Origin of the sequence: Paenibacillus sp. FSL M8-0212 (assembly GCF_038004645.1) — a bacterium.
Taxonomy (GTDB): Bacteria; Bacillota; Bacilli; order Paenibacillales; family Paenibacillaceae; genus Paenibacillus.
Genome location: NZ_JBBORP010000001.1, coordinates 187,794 through 202,003, shown reverse-complemented (window position 1 = coordinate 202,003; position 14,210 = coordinate 187,794). Strand labels below are relative to the sequence as shown.

Here is a 14,210-nt window from a genome sequence, read left to right as displayed (position 1 = left end):
ACTAGAGGAGGAAGAAACATCATGACAGCAGTAAAGAAAATCGCAGTATTAACGAGCGGTGGTGATTCACAGGGGATGAACGCGGCTGTTCGTGCGGTTGTTCGCAGCGGACTGTTTCACGGTCTCGAAGTATATGGAGTTCAACGTGGATACCAGGGTCTTTTGAATAATGACATTTTCCCAATGGATTTGCGAAGTGTAGGGGATATCATCCAACGTGGGGGAACGGTTCTTCAATCGGCACGTTGCAAGGAGTTCTATACCGCTGAAGGTCAGCAAAAAGGTGCGGACATTCTGCGTGCGCGTGGCATTGACGGTCTGGTTGTTATCGGTGGGGATGGTTCTTACAACGGAGCAAACAAACTGAGCAAGCTGGGCATTAACACCATGGGTCTGCCGGGAACGATTGATAACGATATTTCATTCACCGACTACACCATCGGGTTTGATACAGCTGTAAGCATAGTGGTTGACGCAGTAAACAAATTGCGTGACACGATGTCTTCACACGAACGTTCTTCCATCGTGGAAGTTATGGGTCGTCACTGTGGGGATATCGCTCTGCATGCCGGACTTGCTTCGGGTGCTGAAACGATTCTTGTCCCAGAAGTTCCATTTGACATGGACGAAGTAGCAGATCGGATGAAAGCTAACTTTGCACATGGCAAACGTCACAGTATTATCATCGTTGCAGAAGGCGTAGGTAAGGGTGAGGATGTAGCAAAAGAACTGATGGAACGTTGCCCGACGTATGAGCCACGTGTAACCGTTCTGGGTCACATCCAGCGTGGGGGTACGCCAACACCTTTCGACCGTAACCTGGCAAGCCGTCTTGGCGACTTCGCTGTTCGCAGTCTGATTGCAGGCGAGACAGACAAAGGTTGTGGCATTATCAAGGGTGAACTTACCCTGACGGATATTGATAAAGTGGTTAACACAAAAAAAGATTTCGATATGGAGACTTACGAGCTTGCACAACGTTTGTCCCAATAATTCGATTCATAAGCAAAGAGCACAATCCCGCTTTAACGTGGATTGTGCTCTTTTTGTTGTTTCACGGAGTGAGTATATCGATGTTACGCCTTGCGGAGTGCGGCTTGTTTTTGTACCAGGAAGAGTCGCCAGAGAAGCGCTGTTGCTCCTACAGCAAGGCCGGCAATGAGGCCGATCCAGTATCCGAAGGCACCGAGTGAAGTATACGTAGCAGTTAGATAACCTACAGGCAAGCCAATGATCCAATATGCTACGAACGTGATGATCAGTGCCGGATTAACATCTTTGTAGCCACGTAATGCTCCTTGAGTCGGTGTAGCAATCGCATCCGAGATCTGAAAGAAAATGGCGTAGATGAGGAAATGCTGCGTAAGTGCAATGACCTCTCGATCGTTTGAATACACACCTGCAATCTGTTCGCCGAACACAATCAATACGATCGCTGTCAGCAGTGAGAGGCCGATGGCTCCACCAATGCCAAGCAGACTGTATTGTTTGGCATCTCTCAGACGTCCCGCACCTGCCTCATAGCCCACAAGGATCGTAAGAGCCATACATATGCTCACAGGCAGCATGTAGAGCGTAGAAGCGAAATTCAGCGCCGCCTGGTGGGCAGCAATTGTTGTGGTATCGAAACGGCTCATCATTAAAGTCACAGCAGCGAAGATGGACGTTTCGAAAAAAGTCGCAAATCCGATGGGCACTCCAATCTTGAGTAACTCTTTCCATTTGGACAAGGATACACGGGTCCATTGACGGAAAATGCCATACTGGGCGAAAGGTTCGACTCGATGGACAAAAAAGAGACTAATAAGAAAGATCAGCCAGTATGTACATGCTGTAGCAACACCAGCACCAACACCGCCCAATTGTGGAAAGCCCCAGCGGCCGAATATCAGCAGATAATTTAGAAAAATGTTAACGGGCAGGGAAATCAACGTAATGAACATCGTAGTCCGTGTCTGGCCAAGTGCATCCATGAAGCTGCGCAGCACCGTATATCCGAAGAGCGGGATAATGCCAAAAGCAAGTGCGCACAAAAAATAGAAGGCAACTTGGGCAACTCGGGGTTCCAGAGGCATTCCGTTCAGGATAGGGCCAAGTAACAAGGCCCCGGCTCCGATAACGACGAGACTGACTGCAATCCCGAGATACAACGCCTGTATGACGTTATACCCGATCTGATCATTACGTTTGGAACCTAACAGATGGGAAACGACAGGCGTTATGCCAATTAGAATCCCGCTTAGTCCAGTTTGAACTGGCATCCACAGACTTGTGCCAATCGCGACGCCTGCAAGGTCGGCCGGAGAAAACTTGCCTGACATATTCGTGTCGAAGAACGACATGGCAGAGAGGGCGATTTGAGTGGTGAAGATGGGCAAAAATATAATCAGGAATTGCTTCACTTTTTGGGAAAAACTTGTTGTGTTCATGTTCACTGGCAGTGCCTCGCTATTCTTAATAGATGTCATCCAAGTGTCATATATGGACAGCTACTTATTGTAGAGGATTTTGTTCAATTTGAATAGGGACAGAAGCAGAGGAGGGGTGTGCAGAGAAAAATGAACACCAAAAAACCTCGCTCCCCTGAAGCAGAACGAGGTTGGATGAAATGAGAAGTATGAAAGAGTGCGGATTACTTATATTGTACACCTGATGTATAACGGTTGGACGCATTCCAGAGCAGATATTCATGTACATCCATGTCTTTCATTGCTCTAATCTGGTCTTCCACTTGTTTCTTGCCATACTTGACATAATGCCCACTGCCCAGCCAGCTTGCTGTGAAGTCCTGAATCCACGGACGAATGACGGGTTTGAGTTCTTTGGTAGGGTCTAGTTTCTTGTGTGTATCTTCCATTGAACCCTTGATGGTTGTGTAAGGATCTTTGTCAGGGTCCTTGACCCCATACCAGCCAGTAGAATAGTGACTAGGGTATACCATCGGTGAGATCACGTCTACATTTTCGGATATCTTAACAAAATCCTGTCCAATGCCTTCAGCCGCAGGTACAGAAGCGGCGTAACCGAAAATATCAACCGACACACGAACACCTAGCGGTGCCAGCTCCTTGCGTGCATATTGCACGAATTCAGCCACAACATCGACGCGTGACTTGTCGGATTTGGTATATTTCAGTACATCGGCTCGAGTTTCGAAACCTTCCGGGAAACGAACGTAGTCAAATTGAATCTCTTTGAATCCAAGCTTGGCTGCTTCCTTGGCAATCTCAATGTTATAGTCCCATACTTCCTTACTGTATGGATTCACAAAGCTGTCGCCTTTGCCATTCGCCCATACAGATCCATCCTTGTTTCGGAAGGAGAGCTCCGGATTTTTCTGGGCAAGAATCGTATCTTTGAATACAACGACACGTGCAATCGGGTAGACCTCATGTTTTTGCAATCGTTTCATCAAGGCATCGATATCCCGAATAAAAGGTTGGGATTTGCCCATTTTCTGAAGCGCTTTGTTTTCTGTGGGATAAGTTATGTATCCAAGATCGTCTTTGATATCAATGACCATGGCATTCAGTTCTGTACTATCTGTCAATTCCAGCAATTCTTTCATACGTGCGCCGCCGGCGCTGTAGGCCGTAACATAAATACCTTTGACCACAGGTGCATCAGGTTGAGGATCAATTTTGGCAGGTGGGTTATCGGCATCAATAACAACCTGGTCTTTTTGAGATTGGATAATTGCGGTATTAAAACTGTTGGTTAACGATTGGAATTGAGGGTTTCCCTGGTCCGCCACTGCGGGGGCACCACCAAAGCTTCCAAAGGCCATAGCCAGTAAAGCCCAAAACATGTTCATTCATTTCCACTCCCTTATGTGTGCATTCCATGTATGAATTATACATTAAAGCCTCTGGGCTTTTAACCATATTAATCAAGTAATGAAACACATGGAAAAAATGAAAACCGCTTCCTGCTGAGGAAATCCCCTGCAAGAAGCGGCGTGATCAATCTGAAAAAAATTATTGAATGTAAATCTCATTTTGATGCTCACAAATACTGTACTGAATGATTTCCATTGCGTCTCCCTGTTCCAGGATGCCCAGCCCATCCCGGAGGACAATCAGTGAGTCGAGTTCATTCGGTTTCAAGAAAGGGAGCATTTCCGGGCACCATCTGTTGACAATCTCAAACAGTTTTACCGTTTCCATATCCACAATAATCACCCTTTCCTACTCGAATTCCAAAATGGTAAGTCATTCGGCGCGATTCGGGAAAGCACATGGCCTGTGAAATTGAAGGGTTGAACCTGCTATACAACATATTTAGGAGCCGTACACCGTTATTATACCACAATGTTGTGAATTGTTAACCGTACAGGTGTCTCAACTTCTGCGAAATGAACCCATAACACCAACCGTTTCCACAATGTTAACAAAAGCGTTTGGATCTGTATCCTTGATAATACGTTTAATTTCAACCAACTCGTAGCGGGTGGTAACGGTCATGAGCATGTCCTTCTCAATATCCGTGTATGCTCCCTGAGTCTTAATTTTGGTAACTCCACGAGGCCGAACAAGTAATTTTTTTAACATGGCTTCGGTTTCGTTGGTAATAATGTACAGTGTTACTTTGACGTGACTGATATGGATCAGGTCAAGCACTTTGCCTGTAATGTAGATGGATACCATGGAGGCCAAGGCTGTATTCCAATTGTCACTCAGGTATCCTGCAAGCATAATGATCGAACCGTTCATGCCGGCCATCACTGTACCAATCGGAAAGTCTCGTTTTCGCGTGAAAATGGACCCAACAATGTCGAGTCCTCCTGTGGAGCCGCCAACTCGGAAGGAAACACCAGTACCCATTCCAATAAGCACACCGCCAAATACAGAACTAAGTAAAGGGTCTGTAGCCACAGCAAAAACAGGCAGAAGCGCAATGAACCAAGAAGTGGCTGCTACCGAAAGAATACTTAATGTAATGAAGCGTCGTCCAAGAATAAACCAACCTGCAATGAGCAGGGGAATGTTAAGAACAAAATACATTATACTAAGATTCAACGTTGTAAAATAACCCAGAAGCATTGAAATACCGGACACCCCGCCGCTTAAAAGCTGATGGGGGACCAAAAACCAGTTGAAGCCGCAGGCAATAGCTGCAGCACCCAAAATGATCACTAAAGAGTGCCAAATTATTTTGGGCAATTTAATCACCTCATTTATATTTAAAACCAGATTGCTGGTAATCTTGAATTGTTTTGTGATATAATAATTTGTGGATATTCTTGAGTAGGAAACTTTTCCTAAATGGAGCAATAAAATTTTGAAATGTTTCAAACACATGTATGTAGTTTTAGTCTTATGTTGGGGACCCATTCATGGAATTATATTCGTTAGTGAAAATAATCCGTCCCGTTGGGATACCCTATAAATATTAACGCTACTTAAGAATACAGACAACAAAGTGGATTGTCCACCATGTCCACCATATAAAAGGAGCATGAATAATTTTGACAAATTTAAACTTTACAGATTTCAATCTTGAACCACTGGTGCTGCAAGCCATCACTGAGCTCGGGTTTGAAGAAGCAACACCGATCCAATCCAAAGCGATTCCTTTGGCACTCGAAGGCAGAGATTTGATTGGTCAAGCTCAAACAGGTACGGGTAAAACAGCTGCATTCGGTATTCCGTTGATCAGCAAAATCACAAAAAGTGATGAGAAAATCCGCGCCCTTATTATGGCACCTACACGTGAACTTGCCATTCAAGTTGCTGAAGAAATTGAAAAACTCACTCGCTTCAAAGGTCTTCGCTCCCTGCCAATCTACGGCGGACAAGATATCGTGCGTCAAATCCGTGCACTGAAAAGAAAACCACAGATCATCATTGGTACACCTGGACGTCTCCTTGACCACATCAACCGCAAAACAATCAAACTAGATGATGTACAAACTGTTGTACTGGATGAAGCAGATGAAATGCTCGACATGGGTTTCATGGAGGATATCCAATCCATCCTGAAACAAGTTCCAGACGAGCGCCAAACCATGCTGTTCTCAGCAACAATGCCTCCTAACATTCAAAAATTGGCACAACAATTCTTGAACAATCCTGAACACATTTCTGTGATTCCGAAACATGTTAGTGCACCATTGATTGACCAATCCTATATCGAAGTACCTGAGCGTCAAAAATTCGAAGCATTGAGCCGTTTGTTGGATATGGAATCTCCTGAACTTGCGATCGTATTCGGACGTACAAAACGTCGTGTTGACGAATTGGCTGAAGCTTTGCAAAAACGTGGATATTCTGCAGACGGTCTTCATGGTGACCTGTCCCAGAATCAACGTGATGCGGTAATGCGTAAGTTCCGTGACGGCAGCATTGACGTTCTCGTTGCAACAGACGTGGCTGCACGTGGTCTCGACGTATCTGGCGTAACTCACGTTGTTAACTTTGACCTTCCGCAAGATCCGGAGAGCTATGTTCACCGTATCGGTCGTACAGGTCGTGCGGGTAAAGAGGGAGCTGCTTGGTCCTTCGTTACACCACGTGAGATTGATCACTTGCACTTCATCGAGCGTGTAACACGTCACCGTATTCCACGTAAACCACTGCCAACAATGGCAGAAGCGGTTGAAGGTAAACAACGTTTGACAGCAGAGCGCTTGCTGGAAATCGTACAATCAGGCGAACTGAACGAATACAAAGGTATTGCGATTCAAATGCTTGAGCAATATGATTCTGTTCAACTGTTGTCGGCTGCACTGAAGCTCCTGACAGGTGACAAGAAAGATGCTCAAGTTGATCTGACTCCTGAAGATCCAATTCGTGCAAAACGTCGTAAACCGGATGTTCGCTCTGGCGGACGTAAACCATCAGGTTACAGCGGTAACCGCACAAGTGGTAGCGGCGGCAGTGGTGGTGGTTACAACCGCGATCGCAACAGCAGTGGCGGCGGACGTGGCGGTTACAACCGTGATCGTAACAGCGGCAGCAGCACTGGCGGTGGAAGCAGAGAAGGTGGTTACAACCGTGACCGCAAACCGCGTCCAAGCAGTAACGAAGGACGTCGTCCAGCGAAAGATTCTTCTTTCGAGTAATATAAACGTATAATCTGATAAATGGAGCGGGCAACTGCTCCATTTTTTTATTTTCAAAATTACTGCATCATTTATTTCACTGCCAGAAGCGGCTAGAAGCGCTAGTTAAGGACAATGACGATCTCTTTTCGGGAAGTACTGGCTTTTCCTATCTATAATAAGGTATATTAATATTAGACTTCAGGTAATACGCAAGGCTGCAGAGGAGGAGAAATGTTTGGAATTTAAAGGAGCTATGGGTGGGATCTACCGGCTTACAGAGTGGATTACGAGACTGGCCGCAACCAATCTGTTGTGGGCTATTTGTTCGTCTCCGTTCTTGTTTTTCTTGATTATGAAACTGCTCGTGATGCAGCAGAACCTCGCAAACGAATCATTGCAAATGAACTGGGCTATAGCTATTGTGGCACCGCTTACACTGTTCCCGGCGACTTCGGCGCTGTTTACGGTTGTTCGTAAATGGAATATGGGCGATACGGATGTACCGATCTTCCGTACTTTCTTTGTAGGTTACAAGGAAAACTACAAGCAAAGTTTAATTGGGGGCATTTTTTACACACTGCTGTTCGCGATTATGTATCTGGATTATACAGTTTACATGACGCAGTTCCGCAACATGCAGCTCGTGGGAATCATTATGCTAGTACTGCTTCTCTTGTTATTTGTATCACTCTTTAACTTTTTCTCGATGGTTGTACACTATCATATGTCCATCGGACTCATTATCAAAAACGCGGTATTGCTTACGCTGATCAGACCATTCCGTGTATTTTCCACATTGCTGGGAAGTGGATTGTTGTTCTACATCGGTTTCCGTTATCCGGTCTTGTTCGTTTTCTTCATTATCAGCATCATTGCTTGGTTCGCATTCTTTAACTTCTACGCAACCTTCAACAAGATGCAGGAGCAGATGGAGAAGATGCAGCTGAAGAAGGAAGAAGAGGAAGCTGCCGCGCTGGCTGAACAATCAGCAGAGAATGGTGAAACACCTGAGCCATCAGACGACAAAAACATTACATTGCAAAAATAAAACATGATGGATCGCCATTTACTTTTTACACAGTTAGGGATATAATAATTGTACATCCTGCGATGTACGTTTCGGTTATTCGTTGTTTTGAACCAATGATGATGTCTTCGGGAGATCAACACAGAATGTTGCTGAAAAGCCCTGTCTATACGACATGGGGACTTCAAAAAGCATTTTTGCGGTCACCCACCTGCCAAGCAGGTTCATAAGACAATGTAGCCGGACGGCATAGGCGGGTTCCTAAATCTTCATGTACAGCACCCTGACTTTTCCTCTTTCGAAGGAATTTCAGGGTGTTTTTAAGTTGTGATGAATGTTTTTGATTGGTTTTACGATAAATATGATGCTTGCCCTTTTGTTACTACTTGAACAATGTTACACTAAGATACATAAATGGAACGGTTACATTCAAAGGAGGAAGGGTCTTGACCTTAAAGAGAACGCTCGTCGGTATCATCCGCAGCATGGAGGGGACCAGCGATCGAGCCAAGGATCCCAAATTAAAAACACGGTATTATAACTTATCCAAAGACAGAGCTTGGGAAGAGGTCTCTTCGACACTCAAAAAGATTCCGGGTTATAAAGTGCTGCATGAAGTGCCTTCTGTTGGAGAAGTTATTCTGGAGAAGCGGACTACCTTTGGACGGACGATGGATATTACAGTTTCCATTATCTCGGTAAGTCCTGTTCGTAGTGCGGTGGATATGTATTCAGCTTCACGTGGTTCACTTGGAGACTTGGGTTCCAATTATCGCACGATTATGAATTTATTCTCTGTACTTGATAAAAAGCTAAGCAAGTATAAAGCAAATGATTGAAATAGATGATAAATAACAAAAAGCGAGTGAAGGTTAACCTTCCTCGCTTTTGTTCTGAACGTATGATAACTTCTACAGCAAAGCTTTTACAGCAGCAATTGCTTGTTCGAAGTTAGGGGAGTCTGTCATTTCAGGCAAATACTCCACATATGTAATCCGGTCTTCGGCATCCAAAACAAAAATGGAGCGCATGTCGAGTTGGAATTCTTTGATCAGAACGCCGTAGTCTTCACCGAAAGAACGTGTTTTGTAGTCTGACAATGTAACTACGCGGTCAACACCAGCTGCTCCACACCAACGTGCTTGAGCGAACGGAAGGTCAACGCTTACTGTCAAGACAACAACATTGTCTCCGAGTTCTCCAGCTTCCACGTTGAAACGACGAGTTTGCGCATCGCATACGCCAGTATCCAGGGAAGGAACAACGCTGATTAATTTGATTTTGCCTGCGAAGTCCTTCAGGGAAGCATCCTCAACCAGGTTTTTGCTCAGGGTAAAATCAGGTGCTTGATCGCCCACTTTCAGTTCGGGTCCGATCAATGTAATAGGGTTGCCTTTAAATGTGGCTGCGCCTGTACGTTCTTGTGTCATAATAATGTTCCTCCTTATAAATTGGTGATCCGTGCCAAAATCCATTATAATCTTTTATGAAAGGCATTGTCCAATTCGGACATGTACCATTACGATGGATCAGAGATGTAAGTCCGATCTGAACAGGGTGGAGTGAAAGAAGAAATTTATGATATTTATTCGCTATGAGAACTGGAAAGGTTATTTGAAGTATTTCCCTTTGACGTCGCTTTTTTTAATTGCCAATGTAGTCATGTTTATTGTGTTAACGGTGAACGGTGGATCAACGAACAATATGGTGCTGTTGAAATTCGGGGCACTTACGAATCATGAACTGTTCGCACATGAATGGTGGCGTTACATTACATCCATGTTCCTGCATGCGGGCTTCAGTCATTTATTATTTAACAGCTTTGCGTTAATCGTATTTGCACCACCGATGGAACGGTTGCTCGGGTCGGTAAGGTATGGTGTATTGTACCTGGGTGGCGGTGTATTGGGTAATATTCTTGCTGTTGCATGGTACAACTCGGTTGGGAGCATTACCATCTCGGTAGGGGCTTCAGGAGCGATCTATGCCGTCTATGGTGCGTTCCTGTATGTAGCACTGTTCCAGCGAACGATGATGGACGAGGCTTCGCGCAAAACGATGTACACATTGCTTTTGTTCGGAATCATATTCTCCTTCGCCATGTCAGGCATCAATTGGATGGCACACCTCGGCGGATTGTTGGGTGGATTCTTTATTTACGGACTGTTGATCAGATTGTGGAAACCTCGCAGCTTAAAGCGGTAGTCAGAACGTTCTCAAGATGGAATGCAATCAAGGATAAGTAGGGTATAACAGATTGGAGCGATCAGGCGAGTGGAATTAAGACAGTTGCATTACTTTTTGAAAGTAGCACAGAAGGAACATGTAACACAGGCTGCTGAAGAGTTGCATGTGGCACAGTCGGCGGTGAGTCGTCAGATTCATCAGCTGGAAGAAGAACTGGGCGTGGATCTTTTTATGCAAAAGGGGCGAAATCTGCAGTTGACTGCAGTGGGGCAGCTTTTTTGCAAACGAATTGAAGGCATATTAAAAGATTTGGACAAGGCAGTTGGGGAGGTTCATGAGTTTCTGGACCCGGAGCATGGAGAGATTCGAATTGGATTTCCACATAGCCTGGGGATTCATCTCATTCCTTCCGTGGTGGCTGCTTTCCGTCAGCGCTACCCCAACGTGAAATTCAGATTCAAGCAGGGGATGTTCCCTACACTGATTCGTGATGTGTTATCCGGAGAGGTAGACTTGGCATTTATTTCTCCTTTTCCAGAGAAGCATGATCAAGTAGATGGTGATATTGTACTCACGGAAGAATTACATGCCATCCTTCCTCCTAATCACCCGTTAGCTGGTGAAGAGACAATTGCACTTGAACAGCTCAAGGATGATAAATTTGTATTATTCAGCAAAGGTTATTCTCTTCGTCCTATTGTGTGGCATGCCTGTCTGGAAGCTGGTTTTACACCTAAGATCGCTTTTGAAGGGGAAGAGACCGACACCATCCGCGGATTGGTCGCTGCGGGCATGGGGGTCAGTCTGCTGCCTGAGATGGCGTTATTCCAGACGAATCCGTTGCAACCGGCACATGTGGCTATCTCCCATCCAAAAGTAACGCGAACTATCGGGTTAATTCATCGTGCGCATGATAAACTGCCGCTGGTTGCTCAGTCCTTTCGTTCATTCTTGCTTGATTATTTCGGTTTACAACAAAACAATACCCCATCCGATTAACGGTGGGGTATTGTTTTTTGTTTTTGTTGTATTAAGTATCCAATTAATCGCGGCTGTTGAAGATTCCGATGTAACGAATCAACTCAAGCAGTGAAATCAACGCGGCAGCAACGTAAGTCAAGGCTGCGGCATTCAGAACTTTTGCAACACCTTTTTCTTCTTCATTACGGATGTACCCTTCGGATACCATAATCTCTCTGGCACGATTACTTGCATTGAACTCAACCGGTAAAGTGATGAGTTGGAATGCTACAGTTACGGAGAAGAAGATGATACCGATACCTACAAGGTTCATGGCATTGAAGAGAAATCCTGCAATCAACAGGAATGGAGCTAATCCGGATGCAAAGTTCACAATTGGGAAGATCCGGTGACGCAGTGCCAGCATCGGGTAACTTTCTTTATGCTGAATGGCGTGGCCAACTTCGTGACACGCTACCGAAACAGCTGAGATTGAGTTTTCGTAATATACTGGTTCTGATAAACGTACAACCCGATTGATCGGATCATAGTGATCAGAGAGCGTGCCGCGTACAGGTTCAATTGGAACATCGTGCAGGCCGTTAGCATCAAGCATCTGGCGAGCAGCATCGTAACCAGTCATTCCGTTCTGGTTCGGTACCTCCGACCAACGTCTAAACGTACCTTTAACGCGAAATTGCGCCCATAAAGAGAGCAAAAAGGCGATAATGATCAATACGAACATACCGTTATTAAAACTCATATTCATTCCTCCGCTTTCTAAAAATAAGCTACATCATGGTGTTCTCAAGCAAGATTTTTAGTGCCTCCATTGTGCCGGCACTTTTGGTGAGGAGTCCTGCCATCATTTTACGTGCTTGTACAGGTTTCATCTCTCCAAGTAGCGGTTTGAGTTCGTTAACCTCTCGCTCAAGTTGTTGTACGTGAAGCTCCAGTGTTGTTAATTTGCTGGCAACTTGTTCTTCTGTACTAACCAGACGCCACTTCTCAAGAGATTGCTTAATCTCGTCGAGACTATACTTCTCTTGTTTCATCTGTACAATACGTTCAAGCCTCGTTAAAGTTTCATTACTATAGAGACGATAATTTTTTTGTGTACGTTCTTCGGGAGCGATTAGTCCAAGCTTTGTGTAATAATCAATCGTCCGTTCACTAACACCAGCGGTCTTGGCGAGTTCGCCAATCCGAAAAAGTTTCATATCCCCAATGATATTCACCTCGCTTGCAAGTTCAAATGTAGGGAATTGTAGTTTCCACTTGTGAATTTCTAGACTACGCCCAATTTTCTTACTAATAAGTATGATACATGATCTTTAACCGTACAGTCAAACGTTATGCTTTGGCAATCAGCATACTGCATTTCTATATCTATGTACTCATAGAATGTGATTATGTACTTAAGTGCAAGAAAAAGACGTATGACTTTATTCCCAGAAATAATTTTCAGTTTTGATGAAAATACTCTTGTCAACTTTCCTCTCTTCTGCTTATAATGACATTAAGAGTTTCACGTTATGTGAAGAAACTTAACATAAGAGGGAGTGGGGTATATGAGAAAGAAATGGTTGGTTTCCATGTTAGTAATGCTTACTTTGTTCGCTTTTCCGGTCAGCGCATTTGCGGCTGCGGAGGGTCCGACTAACATTGAACTTCAAAGTGGTTTGAACTCAGCCTTTACGTTTCTGGCTGTTGTACTGGTGTTCTTGATGCAAGGGGGATTTGCTTTACTCGAAGCGGGTTCAACACGAATGAAGAATGCAGGACACATTGCGGGTAAGACCATCCTGACATTGGGAATTTCAGTTATTGCCTTCTGGGCTTTGGGTTTCGGTCTTGGTTTCGGTAATGGTAACAGCTTCTTTGGAACAACAGGATTCTTCCTGAGTGGTGACAAGATGGCTGCTTCCTTCGAATCACTGGCTTTCTCCGATGTTCCACTGACTATTAAATTCGTATTCCACCTCGCCTTTGCGGCGGTATCTCTGGCCATTGCCTGCGGTGGTATGGCTGAACGTGCAAAGATGAGCGTATATATTGTTTTCGGTACTCTTTATACCATTATCATGTATCCGGTTGTTGCTCACTGGGTATGGGGCGGCGGCTGGTTGGCTGAGCTGGGTATGCAAGACTTTGCAGGATCGACGGTTGTTCACTTGACTGGTGCGACTGCAGCATTGGTAGCGACCATCTTGTTGAAACCACGTATTGGTAAATATAACAAAGACGGCAAACCTAACATCATTCCAGGTCACAACCAAGTGTATTCCGTACTCGGGGTTATTATCCTCTGGATCGGTTGGTTCGGATTCAACCCAGGTAGTACATTATCTGCCATGGGGGATGGATTCTTCGGTTATGTTGCATTAACTACTAACGTAGCTGCTGCAGCCGGTGGTGTTGCTGCGCTGTTGATCTCATGGGCAGTACTTGGTAAGTCTGATATTCCTAGCATGTTAAACGGTGTGCTTGCGGCACTCGTTGCAATTACAGGAGCATGTGCATTCGTTGAACCTTGGGCAGCGCTGGTTATCGGTGCTCTGGCGGGTATCATCACATTCTTCACAGCACAGTACTTCGATCGTAAAGGAATTGACGATCCAATCTACGCTTTCTCCGTGCATGGTATTGCGGGTATGTGGGGTGCGATCTCCACGGGCTTGTTCGCTACTCCTGAACTTGCCGAGAATGCTGGTGTAGGTCAAGCGGGTCTGTTCTATGGCGGTGGATTCCACCAATTGGGCGTACAGCTTCTCGGTCTGGCAGGTGCTTTTGCCTTCGTACTGGTAATGTCCTTCATTATTCTGGGCGGAATGAAAGCAATCATGGGCATCCGTGTTACTGAAGAAGAAGAAACAATGGGTCTGGATATCAGTGAGCATGGTACTTACGGATACCCTGAACAAATGAAAAATGTAGATTCTAAATCCAATGGTGGTACGTTCAGCTCCTGAGGTGAATGATGCTGAATCA

At 45.0% G+C, this 14,210-nt stretch carries 14 protein-coding genes and 1 other RNA gene; 8 read left to right on the top strand and 7 right to left on the bottom strand.

Features of this window, described 5'->3' with window-relative positions:
• The first annotated feature begins 21 nt into the window (after nt 1-21).
• The gene (gene pfkA / locus MKX68_RS00850) at nt 22-993 is read left to right on the top strand and encodes a 6-phosphofructokinase (protein WP_253433325.1); all 972 of its coding nucleotides are present in this window, start codon (nt 22-24) and stop codon (nt 991-993) included.
• 83 nt (nt 994-1,076) lie between these two features.
• On the opposite strand, the gene MKX68_RS00845 is transcribed toward pfkA, so the two are convergent.
• From MKX68_RS00845 to MKX68_RS00830, 4 genes are all read right to left on the bottom strand, one after another.
• Nucleotides 1,077-2,468 carry an MATE family efflux transporter gene (locus tag MKX68_RS00845; RefSeq protein ID WP_445671057.1) on the bottom strand — a complete coding sequence of 464 codons (1,392 nt, stop codon included), beginning with the start codon at nt 2,466-2,468 and terminating at the stop codon, nt 1,077-1,079.
• Nucleotides 2,469-2,632: 164 nt separating this feature from the next.
• On the bottom strand, nt 2,633-3,814 hold the full coding sequence (locus MKX68_RS00840) for a putative glycoside hydrolase (RefSeq protein WP_340908410.1): 1,182 nt from the start codon (nt 3,812-3,814) through the stop codon (nt 2,633-2,635).
• A 163-nt stretch (nt 3,815-3,977) separates the two neighbouring features.
• Nucleotides 3,978-4,166: a hypothetical protein gene (locus tag MKX68_RS00835; RefSeq protein ID WP_029880762.1), complete on the bottom strand. Its 189-nt coding sequence runs from the start codon at nt 4,164-4,166 to the stop codon at nt 3,978-3,980.
• A gap of 174 nt (nt 4,167-4,340) precedes the next feature.
• Nucleotides 4,341-5,162: a YitT family protein gene (locus MKX68_RS00830; RefSeq protein WP_091017520.1), complete on the bottom strand. Its 822-nt coding sequence runs from the start codon at nt 5,160-5,162 to the stop codon at nt 4,341-4,343.
• Nucleotides 5,163-5,467: 305 nt separating this feature from the next.
• Between MKX68_RS00830 and MKX68_RS00825 the strand changes: the two genes are divergently transcribed.
• The 4 genes from MKX68_RS00825 (at nt 5,468) to MKX68_RS00810 (ending at nt 8,911) form a co-directional block, all read left to right on the top strand.
• Nucleotides 5,468-7,063, top strand: a complete 1,596-nt coding sequence (locus MKX68_RS00825; protein WP_091017518.1) for a DEAD/DEAH box helicase — start codon at nt 5,468-5,470, stop codon at nt 7,061-7,063.
• 217 nt (nt 7,064-7,280) lie between these two features.
• Nucleotides 7,281-8,093, top strand: a complete 813-nt coding sequence (locus tag MKX68_RS00820; RefSeq protein WP_036609655.1) for a YesL family protein — start codon at nt 7,281-7,283, stop codon at nt 8,091-8,093.
• Nucleotides 8,094-8,144: 51 nt separating this feature from the next.
• Nucleotides 8,145-8,336: non-coding RNA, 6S RNA (ssrS, locus tag MKX68_RS00815), on the top strand.
• Nucleotides 8,337-8,518: 182 nt separating this feature from the next.
• Complete coding sequence (locus MKX68_RS00810; protein ID WP_017689382.1) at nt 8,519-8,911, top strand: DUF1499 domain-containing protein; 393 nt, start codon at nt 8,519-8,521, stop codon at nt 8,909-8,911.
• Between the two features lie 72 nt (nt 8,912-8,983).
• Here the strand turns inward: MKX68_RS00810 and tpx are convergent, their stop codons facing one another.
• Nucleotides 8,984-9,502, bottom strand: coding sequence for a thiol peroxidase (gene tpx / locus MKX68_RS00805; RefSeq protein WP_036609653.1), 519 nt, complete (start codon nt 9,500-9,502; stop codon nt 8,984-8,986).
• 148 nt (nt 9,503-9,650) lie between these two features.
• Here tpx and MKX68_RS00800 point away from each other — a divergent pair, with 148 nt between their 5' ends.
• On the top strand, nt 9,651-10,277 hold the full coding sequence (locus MKX68_RS00800; protein ID WP_036609651.1) for a rhomboid family intramembrane serine protease: 627 nt from the start codon (nt 9,651-9,653) through the stop codon (nt 10,275-10,277).
• Between the two features lie 69 nt (nt 10,278-10,346).
• Nucleotides 10,347-11,258 (top strand): LysR family transcriptional regulator, encoded by a 912-nt coding sequence (locus tag MKX68_RS00795; RefSeq protein ID WP_036609648.1) that lies wholly within the window; start codon nt 10,347-10,349, stop codon nt 11,256-11,258.
• 43 nt (nt 11,259-11,301) lie between these two features.
• On the opposite strand, the gene MKX68_RS00790 is transcribed toward MKX68_RS00795, so the two are convergent.
• Both MKX68_RS00790 and MKX68_RS00785 read right to left on the bottom strand, forming a co-directional pair.
• Nucleotides 11,302-11,982, bottom strand: a complete 681-nt coding sequence (locus MKX68_RS00790; protein ID WP_338593613.1) for a zinc metallopeptidase — start codon at nt 11,980-11,982, stop codon at nt 11,302-11,304.
• A 28-nt stretch (nt 11,983-12,010) separates the two neighbouring features.
• The gene (locus MKX68_RS00785) at nt 12,011-12,439 is read right to left on the bottom strand and encodes a MerR family transcriptional regulator (RefSeq protein ID WP_017689377.1); all 429 of its coding nucleotides are present in this window, start codon (nt 12,437-12,439) and stop codon (nt 12,011-12,013) included.
• A gap of 351 nt (nt 12,440-12,790) precedes the next feature.
• Here MKX68_RS00785 and MKX68_RS00780 point away from each other — a divergent pair, with 351 nt between their 5' ends.
• Entirely contained in the window at nt 12,791-14,191 is a 1,401-nt protein-coding gene (locus MKX68_RS00780; protein WP_036609643.1) for an ammonium transporter, read from the top strand.
• Nucleotides 14,192-14,210 lie beyond the last annotated feature (19 nt).

Bases quoted from the DNA above. Each gene is read 5' to 3' on its own strand.
- pfkA (WP_253433325.1), top strand. From the start codon at position 22: ATGACAGCAGTAAAGAAAATCGCAGTATTAACGAGCGGTGGTGATTCA.
- MKX68_RS00845 (WP_445671057.1), bottom strand. From the start codon at position 2,468: ATGACATCTATTAAGAATAGCGAGGCACTGCCAGTGAACATGAACACA.
- MKX68_RS00840 (WP_340908410.1), bottom strand. From the start codon at position 3,814: ATGAACATGTTTTGGGCTTTACTGGCTATGGCCTTTGGAAGCTTTGGT.
- MKX68_RS00835 (WP_029880762.1), bottom strand. From the start codon at position 4,166: ATGGAAACGGTAAAACTGTTTGAGATTGTCAACAGATGGTGCCCGGAA.
- tpx (WP_036609653.1), bottom strand. From the start codon at position 9,502: ATGACACAAGAACGTACAGGCGCAGCCACATTTAAAGGCAACCCTATT.
- MKX68_RS00800 (WP_036609651.1), top strand. From the start codon at position 9,651: ATGATATTTATTCGCTATGAGAACTGGAAAGGTTATTTGAAGTATTTC.
- MKX68_RS00790 (WP_338593613.1), bottom strand. From the start codon at position 11,982: ATGAGTTTTAATAACGGTATGTTCGTATTGATCATTATCGCCTTTTTG.
- MKX68_RS00785 (WP_017689377.1), bottom strand. From the start codon at position 12,439: ATGAAACTTTTTCGGATTGGCGAACTCGCCAAGACCGCTGGTGTTAGT.
- MKX68_RS00780 (WP_036609643.1), top strand. From the start codon at position 12,791: ATGAGAAAGAAATGGTTGGTTTCCATGTTAGTAATGCTTACTTTGTTC.